The 21,890-nt window shown below is 35.2% G+C and carries 16 protein-coding genes, 5 tRNA genes and 3 pseudogenes; 14 read left to right on the top strand and 10 right to left on the bottom strand.

The window, feature by feature from the left end:
• The first annotated feature begins 17 nt into the window (after positions 1 to 17).
• The 5 genes and pseudogenes from TREMTM_RS00555 (at position 18) to tilS (TREMTM_RS01575) (ending at position 6,003) form a co-directional block, all read left to right on the top strand.
• Positions 18 to 509: an OmpH family outer membrane protein gene (locus TREMTM_RS00555; RefSeq protein ID WP_083172336.1), complete on the top strand. Its 492-nt coding sequence runs from the start codon at positions 18 to 20 to the stop codon at positions 507 to 509.
• A gap of 164 nt (positions 510 to 673) precedes the next feature.
• Positions 674 to 1,146 (top strand): annotated as a pseudogene (fabZ, locus tag TREMTM_RS00550) (3-hydroxyacyl-ACP dehydratase FabZ).
• A gap of 113 nt (positions 1,147 to 1,259) precedes the next feature.
• Positions 1,260 to 4,529, top strand: a pseudogene (gene dnaE / locus TREMTM_RS00545) (DNA polymerase III subunit alpha); the annotation flags it as partial.
• A gap of 83 nt (positions 4,530 to 4,612) precedes the next feature.
• A complete protein-coding gene (gene tilS, locus TREMTM_RS00540) occupies positions 4,613 to 5,737 on the top strand; it encodes a tRNA lysidine(34) synthetase TilS (RefSeq protein ID WP_231893357.1) in 1,125 nt (374 codons plus the stop codon).
• A gap of 5 nt (positions 5,738 to 5,742) precedes the next feature.
• On the top strand, positions 5,743 to 6,003 hold the full coding sequence (gene tilS / locus TREMTM_RS01575) for a tRNA lysidine(34) synthetase TilS (protein ID WP_231893356.1): 261 nt from the start codon (positions 5,743 to 5,745) through the stop codon (positions 6,001 to 6,003).
• An 80-nt stretch (positions 6,004 to 6,083) separates the two neighbouring features.
• Here tilS (TREMTM_RS01575) and proS read toward each other — a convergent pair whose 3' ends face one another.
• Complete coding sequence (gene proS / locus TREMTM_RS00535) at positions 6,084 to 7,817, bottom strand: proline--tRNA ligase (protein ID WP_083172335.1); 1,734 nt, start codon at positions 7,815 to 7,817, stop codon at positions 6,084 to 6,086.
• A gap of 256 nt (positions 7,818 to 8,073) precedes the next feature.
• Here proS and TREMTM_RS00530 point away from each other — a divergent pair.
• Positions 8,074 to 8,149, top strand: a tRNA-Trp gene (locus TREMTM_RS00530).
• A gap of 22 nt (positions 8,150 to 8,171) precedes the next feature.
• On the opposite strand, the gene TREMTM_RS00525 is transcribed toward TREMTM_RS00530, so the two are convergent.
• Complete coding sequence (locus tag TREMTM_RS00525; protein ID WP_083172333.1) at positions 8,172 to 8,672, bottom strand: single-stranded DNA-binding protein; 501 nt, start codon at positions 8,670 to 8,672, stop codon at positions 8,172 to 8,174.
• 268 nt (positions 8,673 to 8,940) lie between these two features.
• Here TREMTM_RS00525 and dnaB point away from each other — a divergent pair, with 268 nt between their 5' ends.
• Positions 8,941 to 10,338, top strand: coding sequence for a replicative DNA helicase (gene dnaB / locus TREMTM_RS00520; protein ID WP_083172332.1), 1,398 nt, complete (start codon positions 8,941 to 8,943; stop codon positions 10,336 to 10,338).
• A 27-nt stretch (positions 10,339 to 10,365) separates the two neighbouring features.
• Here the strand turns inward: dnaB and der are convergent, their stop codons facing one another.
• The 3 genes from der to TREMTM_RS00505 form a co-directional block, all read right to left on the bottom strand.
• Positions 10,366 to 11,739: a ribosome biogenesis GTPase Der gene (gene der / locus TREMTM_RS00515; protein ID WP_083172330.1), complete on the bottom strand. Its 1,374-nt coding sequence runs from the start codon at positions 11,737 to 11,739 to the stop codon at positions 10,366 to 10,368.
• A 616-nt stretch (positions 11,740 to 12,355) separates the two neighbouring features.
• Positions 12,356 to 13,636, bottom strand: coding sequence for a histidine--tRNA ligase (gene hisS / locus TREMTM_RS00510; protein ID WP_083172328.1), 1,281 nt, complete (start codon positions 13,634 to 13,636; stop codon positions 12,356 to 12,358).
• A gap of 132 nt (positions 13,637 to 13,768) precedes the next feature.
• Positions 13,769 to 14,926 carry an IscS subfamily cysteine desulfurase gene (locus TREMTM_RS00505; RefSeq protein WP_083172327.1) on the bottom strand — a complete coding sequence of 386 codons (1,158 nt, stop codon included), beginning with the start codon at positions 14,924 to 14,926 and terminating at the stop codon, positions 13,769 to 13,771.
• A 341-nt stretch (positions 14,927 to 15,267) separates the two neighbouring features.
• Between TREMTM_RS00505 and suhB the strand changes: the two genes are divergently transcribed.
• The gene (suhB, locus tag TREMTM_RS00500) at positions 15,268 to 16,044 is read left to right on the top strand and encodes an inositol-1-monophosphatase (RefSeq protein ID WP_083172638.1); all 777 of its coding nucleotides are present in this window, start codon (positions 15,268 to 15,270) and stop codon (positions 16,042 to 16,044) included.
• Positions 16,045 to 16,300: 256 nt separating this feature from the next.
• On the opposite strand, the gene TREMTM_RS00495 is transcribed toward suhB, so the two are convergent.
• The 3 genes from TREMTM_RS00495 to TREMTM_RS00485 all read right to left on the bottom strand — a co-directional run bounded on the left by TREMTM_RS00495 (position 16,301) and on the right by TREMTM_RS00485 (position 17,935).
• The gene (locus tag TREMTM_RS00495) at positions 16,301 to 16,864 is read right to left on the bottom strand and encodes a YggT family protein (RefSeq protein ID WP_083172325.1); all 564 of its coding nucleotides are present in this window, start codon (positions 16,862 to 16,864) and stop codon (positions 16,301 to 16,303) included.
• 85 nt (positions 16,865 to 16,949) lie between these two features.
• Positions 16,950 to 17,372, bottom strand: a complete 423-nt coding sequence (gene ruvX, locus TREMTM_RS00490; RefSeq protein ID WP_083172324.1) for a Holliday junction resolvase RuvX — start codon at positions 17,370 to 17,372, stop codon at positions 16,950 to 16,952.
• A complete protein-coding gene (locus TREMTM_RS00485) occupies positions 17,372 to 17,935 on the bottom strand; it encodes a YqgE/AlgH family protein (RefSeq protein ID WP_083172322.1) in 564 nt (187 codons plus the stop codon). Before TREMTM_RS00485 ends, ruvX begins: the two co-directional genes overlap by 1 nt.
• A 733-nt stretch (positions 17,936 to 18,668) precedes the next feature.
• On the opposite strand from TREMTM_RS00485, the pseudogene TREMTM_RS00480 reads away from it, so the two are divergent.
• The 6 genes and pseudogenes from TREMTM_RS00480 to TREMTM_RS00455 all read left to right on the top strand — a co-directional run bounded on the left by TREMTM_RS00480 (position 18,669) and on the right by TREMTM_RS00455 (position 20,957).
• A pseudogene (locus TREMTM_RS00480) lies at positions 18,669 to 18,956 on the top strand (thioredoxin family protein).
• Positions 18,957 to 19,243: 287 nt separating this feature from the next.
• Complete coding sequence (gene rho / locus TREMTM_RS00475) at positions 19,244 to 20,503, top strand: transcription termination factor Rho (protein ID WP_083172320.1); 1,260 nt, start codon at positions 19,244 to 19,246, stop codon at positions 20,501 to 20,503.
• Between the two features lie 119 nt (positions 20,504 to 20,622).
• A tRNA-Arg gene (locus TREMTM_RS00470) sits at positions 20,623 to 20,696 on the top strand.
• Positions 20,697 to 20,705: 9 nt separating this feature from the next.
• Positions 20,706 to 20,778 (top strand) — tRNA-His (locus TREMTM_RS00465).
• Positions 20,779 to 20,784: 6 nt separating this feature from the next.
• Positions 20,785 to 20,868: transfer RNA gene (locus TREMTM_RS00460), tRNA-Leu, on the top strand.
• Positions 20,869 to 20,880: 12 nt separating this feature from the next.
• A tRNA-Pro gene (locus TREMTM_RS00455) sits at positions 20,881 to 20,957 on the top strand.
• Between the two features lie 8 nt (positions 20,958 to 20,965).
• On the opposite strand, the gene rplI is transcribed toward TREMTM_RS00455, so the two are convergent.
• Entirely contained in the window at positions 20,966 to 21,415 is a 450-nt protein-coding gene (gene rplI / locus TREMTM_RS00450) for a 50S ribosomal protein L9 (protein WP_083172319.1), read from the bottom strand.
• A gap of 17 nt (positions 21,416 to 21,432) precedes the next feature.
• Positions 21,433 to 21,663: a 30S ribosomal protein S18 gene (gene rpsR, locus TREMTM_RS00445; RefSeq protein WP_083172317.1), complete on the bottom strand. Its 231-nt coding sequence runs from the start codon at positions 21,661 to 21,663 to the stop codon at positions 21,433 to 21,435.
• Between the last annotated feature and the right edge of the window lie 227 nt (positions 21,664 to 21,890).

Genomic DNA, 21,890 nt, shown 5'->3' with positions numbered 1-21,890 from the left:
TAGTTGAGGAGTTTATATTGAGAATTTGGTTATATGCTGCTGTACTTGCCATTACTATTCCTAATAATGCGTATGCTGCTGACAAAATAGCTGTAGTTAATATTTCTAGTATTTTCCAACAATCTCTGCATCTAAATATGATTGATAAAAAACTAGAAAATGAATTTAAAAGACGCGCCACAGAACTTCAGTTCATGGAACTAGATCTTCAAACAAAAATTAAAATTCTGAGACAGAATATTTCTCATATTAAAACAAGTGAATTTAGTACATTGGAGAAATCAGTTGTAGCCCAGCGTGAAAATTTATCTAAAAAAGCGCAAGAGTTTGAACAGGACAACCGTCGTCGTCAAACAGAAGAACGTAACAAAATTATGAGCAATATTCAGGATGCTGTTAAAAACGTTGCTATTAAAGAAGGCTATAGCGTAGTAATTGATGCTAGCGCTGTAGCTTATATCAAAAATGCTAAAGACATTACAGCTAACGTTATAAAAAACGTTAGATAAATTATGTTTTAAATTCTACTAGTTTAGCAAAGCAGCTATATGCAAAATTGTACGTTGATGGTGTTATAATTGATAATCATTGTATGGATATATTTGTTTTTTGAAAAATAAATTTAAAGAATTTTTGTTGTACTAAGAGTATTTTGAATACTAACAATCATACTATGCACATTAAAGAGATTTTAGAAATTTTGCATCACCGTTTTCCGTTTCTATTTGTGGACCGTGTACTAAATTTTGAAAAAGAAAAATTTATACGTGCATTAAAAAAAATGTTTCTTTTAATGAACCCTTTTTTCAAGGAAATTTTTTACAGAAAAAACCTGTTTTTCCTGGGGTGTTAATATTGGAAGCTATAGCGCAAGCAACCGGTATTCTTCTTTTCAAAAGTTCAGGTAAAAAACTAAATTTAGTATTTTACTGCCATTGATGAAGCACGTTTTAAGCGTTTGAAGTATAATTTATTAAAGAGCGTTGCGGAGTTGCACGTTTTAAAGGTATTGCAAAAGTTGCTAATAAAGTAGCTTGTGAAGCATTAATGATGTGCGCTCGACGTACGTATAATTTACAAAATAAAACTACTTTAAAATGTATAAATTTGTGCGATAAATGGAATTATACCTTATATACGTATTAACCATTAATAATGGTATTTTATGCAATATATTGTGTGCAACACAATAGATTGCATATATTTGTTTGTGCTATAAAATTACCTGATCTCTTTTAGAGAAAAGTATAGTAAACATGATCATTAAACCACGTTTTATTCATCTGCATGTACACAGCGACTATTCTATGGTCGATGGTATAATTAAAATAGGCACATTGGTAAACAAAGCTGCCGATTTGCACATGCCAGCAATAGCTATTACTGATTTTACTAATTTATGCGGGTTAATTAAATTTTATGACAGCGCTCACAAAGTGGGAATAAAGCCAATAATTGGTGCAGATTTTTTTGTGCAAAACAAAAATATAGGCGATGAAATAACAGAATTAACCATTCTTGCGGCTAATAATGTAGGTTACCGTAATCTAATTTTACTAATTTCAGACGCATATAAACGCGGATACAGCGCAGTTGGACCATTTATCGATAGAGACTGGTTAATTAAATATAATGAAGGACTAATTTTACTATCAGGAGCTCGAAAAGGTGATGTTGGTAAACATTTGATACTCGGCAATATGATACAAGTAAAAAAACGATTATCGTTCTACGAACGTTATTTTACGAATCGTTATTATCTAGAGATAATACGTACTGGACGTATTGATGAAGAAAAATACTTACATTCTGCAGTTTCGTTAGCGGAGCATCATGGGTTACCGTTAGTAGCAACAAACGATGTACGTTTCACCAGCCCTAACGATTTCGAAGCTCACGAGATACGTGTAGCAATTCATAACGGAGTAAATCTTGATGATGTTAAACGGCAACGAAATTATAGTACACAACAATATATGCGCAGCGAGAAGGAAATGTGCGAATTATTTTCTGATTTACCGGAAGCGCTGGCTAACAGCGTAGAAATTGCACGTCGCTGCAATGTTACTCTCCGTCTTGGAGAATATTTTTTGCCTAAGTTCCCAACGGGAAAAATGTCTACTGAAAAGTATCTAGTAAAATGCGCGCAAGAAGGACTAGAGGAAAGACTAGTATTTTTATTTCCTAATGATAAAAAAAGAAGTGAAAAAAGAAAAGAATACGATAAACGTTTAAATATAGAACTAAAAGTAATAAACAAAATGGGGTTTCCTGGTTACTTTTTAATAGTAATGGAGTTCATACAGTGGTCAAAAAATAACAACGTTCCGGTAGGTCCAGGACGCGGATCTGGAGCAGGTTCACTAGTAGCTTATGCTTTAAAAATCACTGATCTAGACCCAATTGCTTTAGATTTGCTTTTTGAACGTTTCTTAAACCCAGAACGCGTATCAATGCCTGATTTAGACGTTGACTTCTGTATGGATAAAAGAGATATAGTAATTGAACACGTAGCTAAAACCTATGGACGCAACGCTGTTTCACAGATTATAACATTCGGTACTATGACGGCTAAAGCCGTAATTCGCGATGTGGGACGTGTTTTAGGTCATCCATACGGTTTTATTGATCGTATATCCAAGCTAGTACCTAATGATATAGGTATTACTATAGAAAGAGCTTTAGTAACTGAGCCACAACTACAAGCTATTTATAACGCCGATAAAAATGTTAAAGATCTTATTGATAAAGCTCGTAAGCTCGAAGGTGTAACTAGAAATGCAGGAAAACACGCAGGGGGAGTAGTTATTGCACCTACCAAAATTACAGATTTCGCTCCGCTTTACTGCGATACTGAAGGCAATCATCCGGTTACACAATTCGATAAAAATGATGTAGAGTATGCTGGGTTAGTTAAGTTTGACTTTCTAGGATTGCGCACTTTGACTATTATAAACTGGGCTTTAGGAATGATTAACAATCGCCTAGAGCGCCAAGGTTTAGAACAGATTGATATTGCCCATATTCCGCTGGAAGACAAAAAAAGCTTCGATATGCTTCAAAGATCAGAAACTACTGCAGTATTTCAGTTAGAATCTCGCGGCATGAAAGATCTAATTAAACGCCTACAACCTGACTCTTTTGAGGATATGATTGCGCTAGTAGCTTTATTCCGCCCAGGGCCTCTTCAATCAGGAATGGTAGATAACTTTATAAATCGCAAACATGGCCGTGAAACTATATCTTACCCTGATATTGAGTGGCAACACATATCTCTAAAACCTGTACTGGAACCTACCTACGGTATAATTCTTTATCAGGAACAGGTTATGCAAATAGCTCAATTACTAGCTGGCTATACACTAGGTGGCGCAGATATATTACGTAGAGCAATGGGAAAAAAGAAACCTGATGAAATGGCAAAACAGAGATCTGTGTTTAAAGCAGGCGCTGAAAGTATTGGTGTTGATGGTGAACTTTCTATGAAAATTTTTAATCTAGTAGAAAAATTTGCCGGTTACGGTTTCAATAAATCTCACTCTGCTGCCTATGCGCTAGTTTCATATCAGACACTATGGTTAAAAGCTAATTATCCTGCAGAATTTATGGCAGCAGTAATGACATCAGATATAGACAATACAGAAAAAATATTGGTAATAGTTGACGAATGTAAACGTATGGGCCTAAAAATTTTACCGCCAGATATCAACAAAGGTCAACATTATTTTCATGTTAATGATGATGGTGATATAGTTTACGGTATCGGTGCTATAAAAGGCATAGGCGAAGGACATATAAAAGAAATTATTAATGCGCGTAATAAAGATGGTAAATTTAGTGATTTATTTAATTTTTGCTCTCGCATAGATACTAAAAAACTAAATAGACGGGTACTAGAAAAGCTTATTATGGCTGGAGCATTCGACAAACTAGGACCACACCGCGCTGCATTAATGAATACGCTAAGTAGCGCAATTAAAGCAGCTGATCAGTATACCAAAGCAGAGAATATTGGTCAGATCGATATGTTCGGAATTATAGCTGAAGTACCATCTACAGTAGAATCTTCATCTAATAAATTAGCTCCTTGGCCCCAAAATGTAGTGCTAGAAGGTGAGCGCGAAACTCTTGGATTATACTTAACTGACCATCCAATTACCCAGTATCTGCATGAAATTGAACAATATACAGGAGGTGTGCGCTTGAAGGATATTAAGCATACTGAGTGCGGTAAAATAGTTACAGCAGCGGGGCTGGTACTATCTACTAGGATAATGGTAACTAAACGCGGCAACCAGATAGGAATTTGTACATTAGATGATCGTTCCAGCAGGCTAGATGTAATACTGTTTACTGATATATTAGAAAAATACCAGCATTTACTAGAAAAAGATTCTATTCTTATTGTGCAAGGACAGGTAAGTTTTGATTCTTTTAATAGTGTATTTAAAATTACTGCACATAAATTAATGGATATTAATAAAGCACGTAAAAGATATGTACGGGGGTCTATATCATTAAAAGATAAAGCAAACTAATGCGCTTCAAATTATAAATTACCTTTTTAGCTACCTAAAAGCTTGATTAATTACATAATTACCAATTTATTTATATGAAAAATAATACCGACGATGATCAGGTACAAGCGCTATGCAGCAGTTTATCTGCAAAAATAAAAAATTACCAAGGACTACTAATAGCATTTAGTGGTGGTTTAGATTCTACTGTGTTGTTAGATGCATTATACTTAATACGCAACCATAAAAAATTTAGCAGAACGTGTAAAAATGATCTACTGCTGCGAGCAGTATATATTAATCACGGATTAAGTATTCATGCGGATAATTGGTCTGTGCACTGCGAAAATGAATGCCGCCGTCGAGAAATTGAATTTAGTACAAAATATGTGAATATTGTTGTTAACTCAGAGAGTATTGAGGCTGCTGCACGTACAGCACGTTATCAAGCACTAGCGGAAAATCTAGTTAACGATGAAATTTTGCTTACAGCTCATAATAAAGAAGATCAAGTAGAAACGTTGCTACTTGCTTTAAAAAGAGGCAGTGGTCCTGCTGGTTTAGCTGCAATGGCAGAAAATTATCCATTTAATGGTCGTCTTCTTTTGCGACCATTACTTAGTTACAGCAGAAAAGAGCTGGAAATATACGCAAATAAACGTGGACTTTGCTGGATTGAAGATGACAGTAATAATAATTTGCGTTTTGACCGTAATTTTTTGCGTATACAAATTTTGCCACCATTGTTGCAACGATGGCCAAGATTTTTGGATACTGTAGTGCGTAGTGCTCAAATATGCGCTGAACAAGAACATCTTTTGGATATCCTTCTAGCAGAAACGCTAGCAGAACTGATCCAACCAGATGGATCGCTGAAATTTACAAAATTAATAATGATGAGCGATATTAAGCGTGCAGCAATATTACGCCGCTGGTTAGCTAGTAACGGTGTAAAAATGCCTACACGCAAGCAATTAGCATGTATTTGGCAGGAGGTAGCACTCAGCAGGCACGATGCTGTTGCGAAAATACATATTAATCACCACCTGCAAGTCCGACGCTTTCGCGAGTGTCTTTATATAATACCTATTTTACAGCAGCTACCTAAAAAGGAGATAATTTTTTGGCCTTCAAAAATTAATAAACTTATATTACCTATAGGATTAGGAACCATAATTAGATCTACAATACCTAATATAAAAAAAAATCTTACTTATTAGTAGCTGTGGTCCGCTCACCGAATATTACCGAAAAGGTATCAGTACGTTTTGGGTCTGTGCACGGACTGCTGTATATCAATGGAAGACGCAGAGGAAGGAAATTAAAAAAAATTTTGCAAGAGCTAGCTATTCCTCCGTGGCAACGTGGCTACATACCTTTGCTTTTTTATAATGAAAAATTAATTGCTGCTATAGGAACCTTCGTGACATTGGAAGGAACAGCGCATAAATTTTGCTCAAAATGGTATCTATTTAGAAAAAGCTAATTTATTTTGCTAATTTATTTTTTTGAATAAATCTTATAGAAGGTTTCTACTGTTACTAAGTAGTTAACATTTATAAGTAGTTAACATTTATAGAAAGAAGTAGCCATTTCACTTAATATAAAATCTACTATAGCGCCTAGTTTTATTATTTTTTTATTCCCGTTGCGTCTATTTTTATACTCAATATTCCCAGTATTTAGATTATAATCTCCTATTACTAATAGGTGAGGTATACCGATAAGCTCCATGTCAGCAAACATAACTCCAGGACGTTCCTTGCGGTCATCAAGTATAACGTCAATACCACGTGCCTTTAGTTGTTGGTAAACTTCTTCTGCTATTTGTTGCACTCTAAAAGAGTTATGCATATTAATGGGTATTATAGCAACATTGAATGGTGCTAATGATTCCGTCCATAAAATTCCTTTATCATCGTGGTTTTGCTCGATAGCAGCTGCTACAACGCGGGTAATACCGATACCGTAGCATCCCATGATTAAAGTTTTATTACGTCCTTCTTCATTTTGCACATAAGCTTTCATTGCATCGGAATATTTAGTACCTAGCTGAAAAATATGTCCTACTTCAATACCGCGCTTTATTTGCAGAGTGCCTTTACCGTCAGGACTTCTATCTCCGGCGCTGACCTTGCGTAGGTCAGCTACTTGTGGCAAAGGTAAATCACGTTCCCAGTTAATACCTAAAAAATATTTACCATCAGCATTAGCACCTGCAGTAAAGTCGCTCATTACAGCCACGCTGCGGTCAATTATTATAGGTACTTGTAGGTTTACGGGACCAATATAATCTGATCTAGTACCAAAAAATAGGCGAATTTCTTCTTCACTAGCAAAATTTAGCGGTGCTGCTACCTGCAATATTTTTGCAGCTTTAACATCACTAATATGATGATCGCCGCGTACTATCAACGCTAATAGTGGATGTATAGCGTTTTTTTTAGCACGTACTAACATAGTTTTTACAGTTTTTTCCACTGGAATAGCAAATTTTTCCAAAATTTTAGCCAAAGTGCATGCCTCATTGGTGTCTACCAATCGCATTTTTTCTTTTGGATCTGCGCGCAGAATAACCTGATCTTTTGCTTCTGCAAGTTCGATATTAGCAGCATAGTTTGATGATGTTGAAAAAACAATGTAGTCTTCACCGCTGTCGGCTAACACATGAAATTCATGGGATACGCTGCCACCTATAGATCCTGTATCAGCCTGCACGGCACGGAATTGTAGCCCCATACGGTTTAAAATATTACTATAAGTTTGATACATAACATCATAGGTTATCTGCAATGAATCTTGATTGGTATGAAAAGAGTAGGCGTCTTTCATCAAAAATTCACGAGAACGCATAACTCCGAAACGTGGACGCAATTCATCACGAAATTTTGTTTGAATCTGATAAAAATTTAGTGGCAACTGTTTGTATGAGCAAATCTCGTTGCGGATAAGGTCAGTTATAACCTCCTCATGTGTAGGTCCTAATACAAAAGAACGCGCTCCTCGATCTATAAATCTAAGTAGCTCTGAACCATATTGAACCCATCTTTTGCTTTTTTGCCATATATCTGCAGGTTGCACGATAGGCATAAATACTTCAATAGCTCCGGCATTATTCATCTCTTCACGCACTATTTTTTCAACTTTACGCAGTACTTGCAATCCAGTGGGCAGCCAGCTATAAAGTCCAGATGCTAACTGACGAATCATTCCAGCACGTAGCATCAGCTGATGACTAATTACTTCTACATCAGTTGAAATTTCTTTCAATGTTGAGAGCATATATTGACTAGTATGCATATTAATTATCTTCCATATGAGGTTTAAATAAGATCTACTTAATTCAGTAAAATTTATAATATACAAAATAATTATCGAAATAGTGTTCCTTTTTCAAAGAAAATACGAAATTCCATACCAGAAAACTGGTACGAATATCCTATTGTTGTTAAACGTAGTTATTTATAATCTTAAACAGATTGACACTAAAAAAAAAGTGTTTATGATGGATGTATATTGCTTATTGTAGCTGCAGCTGCTTAGGCACTAACGGATCAGGGGCGTGATTCAATTGGTAGAATACCGGTCTCCAAAACCGGTAGTTGGGAGTTCGAGTCTCTCCGCCCCTGCCAATTTTTAAAAATACTTAGATTATCAAAATGGAATATCATCATCAAAATCTATCTGATGCTCATTATCTGACGCAGAAGACATATTTTGTGATTGAAGTGTCTTCGGTGTTTTACCTTCGCTAAACGTATTTACCTGCGTAGATTGTCTCCATTCTCCTTTTTGTGCATTACCTGGACGGCCGCCAATCATCTGCATGGTTCCACCTAAATTTACTAATATTTCAGTTGTATAACGATCCTGACCACTATTGTCCTGCCACTTGCGAGTTTGCAGTGATCCTTCAATATATACCTGGGATCCCTTACGTAAATATTCTCCTGCAATTTCTGCAAGTTTGCCAAATAGTACCACACGGTGCCATTCAGTTTTTTCTTTTATCTCTCCTGTTTGTTTATCTCTCCAGCTTTCAGAAGTTGCTAGTGTGATATTTGCTACAGCACCACCATTAGGCATATGGCGAATTTCAGGATCTTGACCAAGATTTCCAACTATAATCACTTTATTAATACCTCTTCCTGCCATATAGTCTCCTAATATAATTATTGAATTTTAGATACAGATTCTATAAAATAATACTTTTGCATAGTACAAAAATTAATGGCAGATTTTAATTTATAACCGTCTTTAAACATGTATATTATTATGTATTATGCACCATATATACTATGGTGTCGATTTTATATTTTATTTATTACTTTTTTTGATTATAGTATTTAAAATAGGATTTTTCTTTAAAAAAAGGATACAATGCACACTTGTGTAAGTATTTTGATAGGTACAGTACCTTTTCATGTCAGAAAAAAAAAATAAAGCAAATTTTATTAGTGACCACAATGTGGAAAATATAAAAATTCCACCCCATTCACTGGAAGCAGAGCAATCGGTATTAGGCGGCTTGATGCTAGATAACGAACGCTGGGATAACGTTGCTGATAGGTTAACATGCAACGATTTTTTTAACCATCAACATCGTCTTATATTTATCGAAATGCAGCGTCTGCTGGAACTAGGTAAGCCTATTGATCTGATCACTCTTTCAGAATCTATGGAACAAAAAGGAAATCTAAATGCAGTAGGTGGATTTGCCTACCTAGCAGAGTTATCAAAAAATACTCCCAGTGCCGCAAATATTTCGGCTTATGCTGATATTGTGCGCGAACGGGCAATATTACGAGAACTGATCTCAGTAGCTCATGAAATTGCTGATTTTGGTTATAATCCCCAAGGACGCAGTAGTGAAGATCTGCTAGATATAGCAGAGTCAAGAGTATTTAAAATAGCTGAAAATCGCGCTAATAAAGATGAAGGTACGAAAAACATCGATCTTATTCTTGAGGATCTTGTGAATCGTATAGAGCAGCTTTACCATAAACCACATAACGGCGTTACTGGTGTTTCTAGTGGTTATCTAGATCTAGATAAAAAAACTTCAGGTCTTCAAAAATCAGATTTAATTATCATTGCCGCGCGTCCATCTATGGGCAAAACTACATTTGCTATGAACTTATGTGAAAACGCAGCTATGTTTGAAGATAAACCTGTTATAATTTTTAGTCTAGAGATGCCTGGGGAACAAATAATGATGCGCATGCTAGCATCGATGTCGCGCGTCGATCAAACACGGATTCGTACTGGTCAGCTAGATGATAATGATTGGGCACGTATTTCTAGTACCATGGGTATCTTACTAGAAAAGTGTAATATATATATCGATGATTCTTCAGGATTAACACCAATGGAAATACGTTCTAGGGCACGGCGTGTATTCCGCGAAAATAATGGCCTAAGTTTAATTATGATAGATTATCTGCAACTGATGCGCGTACCCTATATATCTGAGAATCGAAATTTAGAAATTGCTGAAATTTCACGTTCTCTTAAAGCACTAGCAAAAGAACTGCAAGTGCCTGTAGTAGCGTTATCACAGTTGAATCGAAGCTTGGAACAACGTGCTGACAAGCGTCCTGTAAATTCTGACCTACGAGAATCAGGCTCTATTGAGCAGGACGCAGATTTAATTATGTTTATATATCGCGATGAAGTTTATAATGAAAATAGTAATATGAAAGGAATAGCTGAAATTATTATTGGTAAGCAACGTAACGGGCCTATTGGTACCGTGCGGTTAAAATTTAACGGACAATGGTCACGATTTGATAATTATGCAGAATATCAATATAAAAATTGAATAATGCTGGCTATAATTTTAACAGCATTATTTTACGACATAATGATTTACAGACTCATTAAAATGAATACGAATTTGTGTACCTATAATTTCCAACGATCTTTGGAAATAGTTTATTAGATAACGCTTATAGGTATTTGGGATATTTTTAACTTTTGTACCGTGCATCACTAAAATAAGTGGATTATAGCCACCAGCATGAGCATATTTAAGTTTTACGCGGTCACTAAATGGTAGTTGATATTCATTTACTGCATTGTGCATAATGCGCGTTAACAGCGCTGTACTAAAACGAATAGTAGCACATTGATAGGCTTCGTTAACTGACTTATAAATATTGCTGATGCCTCTATTATGGAGAGCTGAAATAAAATGAACTCTAGCAAAAGAGAGAAATTTTAAATGATGATTAAGTGTTTTTTTAATTTCATTTCTTTTTGGGCTATACAGATCATCAAATTTATTAACTGCAATTACTAATGATCTGCCACTCTTAAGAATAAAGCTCAAAAGATACAAATCTTGATCAGAAATACCTTTATAAGCATCTATAACCAGCAGTACTACATTTGCATATTCGATAGCTTGCAACGTTTTAATAATAGAAAATTTTTCTACCTTATCTGTAACTTTACTGCGTTTACGCACCCCAGCGGTATCTATCAGAATATACTCTCTTTTATTACGTACTTTAGGAATATAAATGCTATCTCTTGTTGTGCCAGGATTGTCATAAACCACAACTCTCTTTTGGCCTAAAAGACAGTTAATTAGAGTAGATTTACCAACATTAGGACATCCTACAATCGCAATTTTTATTGGCAGCAGTGATTGTTCAATTTTTTTTTCCTTGGCATCTGGTGCTAATGCAAGTATATCAGCTTTATCATAATTATTATCTGCTCCTGGTAGGTTATTACTAACTAACAAAATATGCTCAATAAGATTGTTGAATCCACGTCCATACTTGGCTGATATTGATACAATATTATCTATACCAAGATTACAAAAATAACATGTGCTATCGGTAGATAGTCTTTCAGTTTTATTGACAACAATAACTGTTTTTTTTCTACAACTGCGCAAATGCTTCGCAATATTTTGATCAGCTTCCATAATTCCAGATTGTCCATCAACAAGGAACAGAACAATATCAGCCTCTTTAATTGCCAATAGCGACTGTCCAGTAATTATAGTTTCGATACCTCTTTTAGTATTATCGATACCTCCAGTATCTATAACAATAAATTCATGTCCTGACCACTTAGCACGACCATACTTACGATCACGTGTTAGTCCTTGAAAATCTGTTACTAATGCATCACGAGTGCGCGTTAGTTGATTAAATAAAGTAGATTTACCTACATTTGGACGCCCTACAATAGTTACTACTGGTATCATTTATTATATTTTAACCTTAATAAATTTTAAAAATATTAGAATGATCAAATAATCAGATCGTATAAATTTCCATTTTAGCCTGCAAGATAATTTTATGAGTGTGAATCCAATGTAATATCCTTATGGGATGCTAGTAACTAGATAGTATAAAAAAAGGTGAAGTTAAAGTAAATTAGATTACTATACGATTAAGCACTATTACAGGTTGTCCGTAGCGTATTGTTAATAGCGTATTGGCCGCTACCTACGTAAAATCGATAACTTACTGCTGTAACCACCAGCTTAGCTGAACAAAATAATTATACGAAAAAAAAGTGCTAGCAATATTTTTATACCCAATTTATTTACCGTTGTTAGCATATAGCGCTTTTATGCAATGTATATCAGCAGCAAATATACGAGCATCTTAGATTAGAAGATCAATATACAGTTCAGCTTACCACATAGCAAATCCATATTTAGTAAAATATATTATCTACTAAGAAGCGTAGTGGCTACGAATAACATTCTTTATTCAGTTTCATGAGCACATTCGTGAATTATCATCCTTTTGGATGACTAAAACAAACTAAGAAGCTGCGTATTTGGTAAATTGAATTTTGCAATTATTTATTACTTACTTAATTTCTAGAAATGAGATTAGCCGCGATACTAAATCTAGTCTAGCTAATTTTTCTTGTTTACCAGTAATTAAATCTTTTATTATAACTTGCAGCGTAGATGTCTCATTTTCTCCTATAATTATTGCGATACGAGCACCTTGCTTATCAGCGATTGCGAGCTGTTTTTTAAAACTGCCAACGCCGTAATTGGTCATCATCCTTAATGATGGAAGTGCGTCTCGTAGCTGCTCAGCAAGCTGCAGCGCCTCACGTTTTGCCTTATCTCCTGCGACAACCAAATAAGCATCAATACGATTAGAAACAGCAAAATATGGATTAACCGTCTGCATTAGCAATACCAGTCGCTCTAACCCCATAGCAAATCCAACAGCTGGAGTAGCGCGTCCGCCTAGTTGTTCTACTAAACTATCATAATGACCTCCGCCGCAAACAGTACTTTGCGAACCTAGAAAAGTAGTTATCCACTCAAAAACAGTTCTGTTATAGTAATCAAGACCGCGAACTAAATGTGGATTAACTCTATACGGAATGCAACTTAAATCCAAAAGTTCACATAGACTATAAAAATGGAAGCGTGAATCATCATCTAGGTAATCAGTTATAACTGGTGCTTTTTTTAGAAGAGCCTGTATATCTGAATTTTTAGTATCTAACACTCGCATCGGATTAGTGTAAATACGGCGACGGCAATTTTCGTTTAAATGCTCTTTATTCTGGACCAAAAACGCTACCAGTGCATTACGGTATCGAGCACGTGCCTCCATAGAACCAAGAGAATTAATTTCTAACGATACATGGTGGCTAATACCAAGCTCGCGCCACCAGCGTGCGATGATAAGAATAAGCTCTGCGTCAACATCAGGTCCTTCCTGACCAAATACTTCGACTCCTATCTGGTAAAACTGTCTGTAGCGTCCTTTCTGTGGCCGTTCATAACGAAACATTGGGCCTATATACCACAATCTCTGTTCCTTTTTATATATTAAACTATGTTTAATACCGGCACGTACACAACCCGCAGTACCTTCTGGACGTAGGGTAAGGTTGTCGCCTTTTCTATCGTCGAAACTATACATCTCTTTTTCAACTACATCAGTAACTTTACCGATAGCTCGCTGAAACAACAAAGTATGCTCAACTATTGGGAGACGTATTTCACTATATCCATAGCCATCTAGTACTTTTTTAAGAGTTTTTTCAATTCTCTGCCATAATACTATCTCTTCAGGCAAATAGTCTTTCATGCCACGAATAGCTTCAATGTTATTTGCCATGATAAATTTTACCTATAATCATTCTTTACCATATTTTACGCAAAGTAATTATTTAGTACTGCATTAATTTTCTTACAAATACAACATATATTTTTATATATTTAATACAAATTTTGTCACTAAAAGATAGTGTTAATCATTTTTTTTACGAAGTTGCGAAACAGCAATTATAGTCTGGTTTATTGCGTAGTTTATTTCTTCATGGGTAGTAAATTTTCCTAAAGAAAAGCGGATAGAGCTATGAGCTAGTTTATCATCAAGTCCCATAGCACGTAAAACGTAAGATGGCTCGATACTTGTTGATGTACAGGCAGATCCAGTAGATACCGCTAAATTTTTTAGTTTCATTATAAGCAATTCTCCATTAATATCACGAAAGCTTAAGTTAAGTATCGTTGCAATACCCTGTTGCAGATCACCATTAACTGATACACCATCAATTTGCTGCATACCTTTCCACAGTTGGTCTCGTAGTGCCATTAAAAATGGCATTTTATTTTTTATTTCTTGCGATGCTAGAGAATAAGCTTCTCCCATGCCAACAATTTGATGTACCGGAAGAGTCCCAGAGCGTATACCTAACTCGTGACCTCCACCGTTAATTTGTGCTTTTATACATACCCGCGGATCTCTACGTACAAACAGAGCGCCAATACCCTTAGGGCCATATAATTTATGGGCACTAAATGACATTAGATCTACTGGTAGTAGAGTAAGATCAATAGGTAATTTTCCTACGCTTTGAGTTGCGTCTACGTGATATAAAGCTCCATGAGAACGACACACTTCTCCGAAGGAGGCGATATCATGAATCATACCAGTTTCATTGTTTACATGCATCAACGACACTATGATAGTGTCATCACGTAACGCATTGCTTAGCTGCTTAGAAGATATAATGCCGTCTTTAGACGGCATCAGCCAAGTAACAGTAAATCCTTCTGTCTCCAATTGCTGGCATGTATCAATAACTGCTTTATGTTCCGTTACTGCAGTAATAATATGGCGTCCTTTAACGGAATTAGTATAAGCCGCTCCTTTTATGGCTAGATTAACTGACTCTGTAGCTCCTGAAGTAAAAATAATTTCTCTGGTATCGGCCCCAACTAGTACGGCAATATGATTACGGGCAATATCTACGGCTTCTTCAGCTTGCCATCCATAACAGTGAAATCGCGAAGATGGATTACCGAAAATTCCATCAAATGTAAGATACTGCATCATCTTATCTGCTACCAGGGGGTCAACTGGAGTAGTAGAGGAGTAATCAAGATAAATCGGTAGTTTCATTACGTATTTACTCCGTATTATTTTATGCAGTATATATTATTTATATGTTGTTCTTTTAACAACAGACAAATAAATAAACTTACTGATACTTTTTATTATTATATTTTACTTACGTAAACAAAATAATTTTATATTTTAAATACTTTACTTTATAGCTAATTAATTTAATTTATTTTGATTAATTTAATTTATTTTGATTTAGACGTTTATTTTGAATAATATTATTTAAACAAAAATAATGCATGCATCTAAAATAAAAAATGTAGTATTCCAGCTATAGTTTTTTGAATAATATTCAGCTATATTAATTTAATTACTTTTTTGGTAATTGGACGATGTTTATGCATCCGATGCTCAACATTGCTATTAGCGCAGCACGAGTAGCAGGCAATTTAATTGCCAAATTTTATGAAACACCTGATAACGATGAAGTTAATAATTGCTTTGTAAAAAAAATCAAAAAAAAAGCAGAATATTTAATTGTTGAAGTTATTCGTAAGTTTTATCCGCATCATACTATTCTTAGCGAAGAGCTAGGCGAGCTTTATTATTGCAAAAATACTGACGTACAATGGATTATTACTCCATTGAGTGGTACCAATAATTTTATCAAGCGTTTTCCCCATTTTTCCGTTTCTATAGCAGTAATCATCAAAAAACATACAAAGATTGCAGTAATTTACGACCCGATACGTAATGAGCTGTTTACAGCTTATAGTGGGAAAGGAACCCAGCTTAACGGTTACCGTCTACGAGGTAGTACGGCACGCAACTTAAATGGTACTATTTTAGTAACTGGTTTTCCATTTAATCATAAAAACTATAATTTAATGAATAAATTATTAATTCAGTGTGCAGATTTACGTAGAACAGGATCAACAGCACTAGATCTTGCCTATGTAGCCGCCGGAAGAGTAGATGGTTTTTTAGAAATGGGCCTCAAAAAATGGGATTTCACTGGCGGAGAATTATTGGTTCGTGAATCAGGAAGTTTGGTAACAGATTTTACCGGTGGTCCTGATTACATTTTTTCAGGCAATCTCATAGCTGGCAATTACCGCATTATAAAAGCAATTTTTAATACAATGCATAAAGAACTTATGCAATGTGTTGAATGAAGTACGACAGATAAAATAGTTTGCAGTATTTGCAATTTAAATTTAGTTAGCGAAAGTATTTTTTCTGTCTTGGAACTAAGAAAATAGCAATAAAATAAAACAATTTTGTCCACAAAAGGTAATAATTTGTGGAAAATTATGCACGGATATCTGAAGCTAAAAAATAGCACCTGTATGTAATAAACCAAGCACCAAGCTTGCATATAAAATAAAATGAAGGCATATAGATTTGTTCTATAAATTAATTAAATTTTAATTACAATCGATACCAAATTTCGGAAAACAGTTCTGCGCTAATATGATTTAAAACATAGAGAATTACAATAACAATCATAGCTGAAAAATCAATGCCACCCATATCTGGGAGAATCAGGCGGATCGGATGCATTAATAATTCACTCAATTTATAAATGATAACATCCATATGGCTACATTTATGACTACATTCATGGCTTCTCCAACTAAGTAATGTTCGTATGAACACTATCCAGAAAACTAATTCACCTGCTATTTTCAGCAAAGCTAATAAACCCACAAGCAAGTAAATATGATTGTAAATAAAGACATGCATATCAATAAGCGTTAATATAGGTAATTTAATCATTGCAAAAGTCAATGCTACTATCAGCGATGCACTATCAAAATTTCCTAAACTTGGAAAAATTCCATTTAACCTACCGATGACAGGTTGAGTAATTTTGACAATTAATTGCGAAAACGTATTAGAAAAATCGCAGTGTGTCAATTGCATCCAAAAACGTAGCAGCATCATCATAATATAAAGATTGATTAGCGTTTTAACAAAAAAAATTATCAGCATAAAAATTAAATATCCTTATCAGTGAAATTTATAAAGTTAACATAATTCATTAAATTTGTTGCTCTTAACAACGCTAAAAAATTAGCTACGCCGATAGTTCAAGCCAACTTTCCAATATAATAACCGCAGAACTTGCGTCTACATTTCCCTTATCTAGCGCGCGGTAACCACCGCAATTAAATAAATTGATACGTGCTTCTACAGTACTAAGACGTTCATCATGTAACACAACATGAACGCTAAAAAAACTGTGGAGTAGATTGGCGAATTTATGCGTATAGGCCGTCAGCGGCTGATTGCTACCATCCATATTTAGCGGTAATCCGACTACCACTGTATGAGGTTTCCACTCTTTGAGCAATTTTTCAATATCTTTCCAGTTTGGCACACCATCGCGTGCCTTAAAAGACGTTAGCGGTTGGGCAGTACAGGTTATGTGTTGACCAACCGCAACTCCGATGCTTCTGGTACCAAAATCAAAAGCTATGATGCATCCGTAAATATCCATTATGCATGACCAACCTGAGTAGTAATACTGTAAATATCAATCCCCAGAGTTTTAGCGGCTTCGCTCCAGCGAGTTGCTATAGGAGTATGGAATAATATTTTATTGTTAGCTGGGGTCGTAAGCCAGTTATTTTCCAATAACTCGCTTTCAAGCTGTCCCTGATCCCAACCAGAATAGCCTAGTGCAACTAGCAAATATTCTGGTTGTTTATCGGTACCAATCGTCTCTAGTACGTCTTTTGACGTAGTCATCATAGTTTTCTCAGATATACCAATACTTGAGCCAAAACCATCTTGGGGCGTGTGGAGGATAAAACCGCGATCCTCTGCCAGAGGACCTCCATAGAAGACAGGATTGTCTAGTAAAATAGAAAGATCTTTGCCAGAGGAGATCATTTTAAGCTTATACAGTACGTTTTCAATAGAAAATTGCTCTATAGGCTTATTGATAACGATGCCCATAGCCCCTTTACTGTTATGTTCACAAATATAGACCACTGAACGCTTAAATAACGGATCTTGTAGTGAAGGCATTGCGATAAGAAAATGATTCTGTAAGTTCATATTTATGATATTTAAAATTTTTTTAAAAAAAATGGACTGAATTTTGTATGCCAGTAAATGGCTATAATAAATTATAATTTTAAATATCTTTATCTCATTTTTGCTTTTGTTAAATTAAATAAATTTATTTATATTATATTAAATTTTAAAAAAAATGTTTATGTTAATGTTATTTTAAAACTAAGTGGTGCAGCATGCTGCACCGGGAAGTTGAGAAAATTAAATTTATTTTAATATTTTAAATAATTTTAAATATTAGTGCATCACAACTTTATTAGTAGAATACCCCATATTTAACAAAATCGCTACATCTAGCTTCAGCTTTTTTTAATTATTATTTTTCATGATACTGAATATTAACTTAACTATAACAGCAAATTATCTGGGTGCATGGTGCATAATCTAAAATTATTTTAGACCACAGTTAATAATTAAATTGATCTGGTTATACTAACCGCTTAGTATACTACCCCAAAAATTTTTAACTATTCAACAAGTGCAAAAAAGGGTTCAAATTGGCGATAAAAACGCCAGGATAGTTGGTATTAGAAAAGTGTTTACCCAACAGATGCTGGCATGTTGCGAATGCTAAATTTTTTTTATCGAAGATAAAAAAGCTATCCTATAAGTGCAGGTAGTTATAGAAATATTCATATGATATAATAATACCTGCTAGATATTAGGTTAAAAATGTAAATAAAAATTACCTAAAAATAATCCTATGGAGGAAAATATGATAGATAAACTTACTTATCTAAGTGACAGCAGCTTCGAAAAGGATATATTACAAGCAAAGAGAACCTTTTTAGTATATTTTGGAGCTAAAATGGTGTAGTTATTGTAAAATAATGGCGCCTTAGCATCAGTAGCTGATGAATTAAACAGCAAATTAACTATTGCTAAACCAGAAATTGACAATAATTCTATTACTGCACCGAAATATGGTATACTTAGTATTCCTACATTGTTGCTGTTTCGTGATGGTAAAGCAATAGCTACTAGGGTTAGGATCTCTGTTTAAAAAAATTTTTACTCAAATATGTAAAATGTATTTCCTTATAAAGGCTCCTTGTTTTCATAAAATTTAGATGCTCATCAATAATTATGGTAGTTTTTATTTTAGCATTATTTGCTTTATTTATGTTCATAAGCAAACAAAATCTTACTTACTCAGATATATTATGTAAGCAGTATAATTCAAATATTCATCTAATTATTTATTCTATTCTCATCAATCAGCTCCAACTTTATTAATGTTAAATTAAATCATTGTTATAATTTACAAATACCTTAGTTTAAGAAATCACCATGAACCTTACCGAATTAAAAAATACGCCTGTTTCAGAGCTAGTGTTACTAGGCGAGAACATGGGGCTAGAAAACTTAGCTCGCATGCGTAAACAAGATATTATCTTCGCTATCCTCAAGCAGCATGCAAAAAGTGGTGAGGATATTTTCGGAGATGGTATACTAGAAATTTTGCAAGATGGATTTGGTTTTCTCAGATCTAGTGATAGTTCCTACCTTGCTGGACCTGATGATATATACGTATCTCCTAGCCAGATACGTCGTTTCAACTTGCGCACTGGGGACACCATTTCCGGTAAAATTCGCCCTCCTAAAGAGGGCGAACGTTACTTTGCACTACTGAAGGTTAATGAAGTTAATTATGATAAGCCAGAAAATGCACGTAACAAAATTTTGTTTGAAAATCTAACACCATTGCATGCAAATTCACGTTTGCGTATGGAGCGAGGCAATGGATCTACCGAAGATTTAACTGCACGTATTCTCGACCTAGCTTCTCCTATAGGTAGAGGTCAGCGTGGACTGATAGTAGCACCACCAAAAGCAGGTAAAACTATGCTTCTACAAAATATTGCTCAAAGCATCAACTATAATCATTCTGACTGTGTTCTAATAGTACTATTAATTGACGAACGTCCAGAAGAAGTTACCGAGATGCAACGTCTTGTAAAAGGAGAAGTTATTGCTTCAACATTTGACGAGCCAGCTTCACGCCATGTGCAAGTAGCTGAAATGGTAATAGAAAAAGCTAAAAGATTAGTTGAACATAAAAAAGATGTTATAGTTTTACTAGATTCTATTACTAGGCTAGCGCGCGCCTACAATACTGTAGTACCAGCTTCAGGAAAAGTATTGACTGGAGGTGTAGACGCTAATGCTCTGCACCGTCCCAAGCGGTTTTTTGGTGCAGCACGTAATATGGAAGAAGGAGGTAGCCTAACAATCATCGCTACTGCTCTTATCGACACTGGTTCAAAAATGGACGAAGTTATTTATGAAGAGTTCAAAGGAACTGGCAACATGGAACTACATCTTTCGCTAAAAATAGCAGAAAAACGTGATTTTCCTGCTATCGATTACAACCGTTCTGGCACCCGTAAAGAAGAATTACTAACAAATCAGGAAGAACTGCAAAAAATGTGGATATTGCGTAAAATTATTCATCCTATGAATGAAATAGATGCAATGGAGTTTCTTATAAACAAGTTAGCAATGACTAAAACAAACGATGAATTCTTTGACATGATGAAACGTTCATAATCTTTCTTTAAGAAGAGAAGAAGCTAGCAGCCACTTGCTTTCAGTATGAGCTGATAATTTTATTAACTTACCAAAAAATACTAGACAGTCAGCGCTTAAATACGTATTATTAATGGGATGCGCCCGTAGCTCAGCTGGATAGAGCGCTGCTCTCCGGAAGCAGAGGTCTCAGGTTCAAATCCTGTCGGGCGTACCCTTAGGGGTGACTGTAGCTCAGTTGGTAGAGCCCTGGATTGTGATTCCAGTTGTCGTGGGTTCAAGTCCCATCAGTCACCCAGTATGCGAAGATGGCGAAATTGGTAGACGCACTAACTTCAGGTGTTAGTGTCTTATAAGACATGAGGGTTCAAATCCCTCTCTTCGCACACACTATGCCTCGGCGAGTAGCGCAGCTTGGTAGCGCAACTGGTTTGGGATCAGTAGGTCAGAGGTTCGAATCCTCTCTCGCCGACCATTGTTTATTTAAGCTTCTGGAACAAGAACTACATTAAATTTGGTAAAAATTTCACCGATATGTATAATGACCTCGTGTCTGCCAACGTAGCGTAGAACACCGTTAGGCAAACGTACATCGTTTTTAGCTATTTTAATACCTGCATTGCTAATCGCAGTAGCGATATCGCGAGTACCAATAGAACCAAACAATTTACCTTTATTACCTACTTTAGCGAGTATGGTAATACTATTAAGTTTTTTTATCTTTACAATACGCTCTTCATTTGCAGCTAGAATAAACTTCATTTTAGCTTCTAATTCAGTACGGCGGGCATCAAATGATTCTAAGTTCTTTTTTGTTGCTGGTACTGCTTTTCCCTTCGGAAATAGATAGTTACGAGCGTAACCTGTTTTAACTTTAACTTGTTCACCTACCCCACCCAGATTAGTTACTTTAACCATAAGAATAACTTGCATTGATTTATTCTCTCTAACTAAAACTTATGACAATCAGTATACGGCAATAGAGAAAGATAGCGCGCACGCTTTATCGCACGAGCTAGCTGACGTTGATATTTAGCGCTAGTTCCGGTTATTCTGCTAGGAACTATTTTACCATTTTCGGTAATATAATTTTTCAGCATAGATATGTCTTTGTAATCTATCTCAACAATTTCCTCAGCTGTAAAACGGCAGAACTTACGTCTACGTAAATAACGTGTCATATAGCTATTCTCCATAATTTATTAAATCAATATGCTCATGTAATAAATACTATTTTGCTGATTTTCTTAATTCATTGATAGCAACTGATGAATTGATGAATCCAAGCGCTACTGTGAATAATATCTAATGTATATATCTAATGTATGTTTTTCCACTAGCGACTCTACTGGCATTCTGCAACCATGCTTTAAAAAATCCAGATTCCTGCTTCTAAGAACGGTGCTAA

Source organism: secondary endosymbiont of Trabutina mannipara, from assembly GCF_900090215.1.
Taxonomy (GTDB): Bacteria; Pseudomonadota; Gammaproteobacteria; order Enterobacterales; family Enterobacteriaceae; genus Mikella.
Note: the sequence above shows the minus strand (reverse complement) of the source record. Positions and strands in the feature narration are given on the sequence as shown.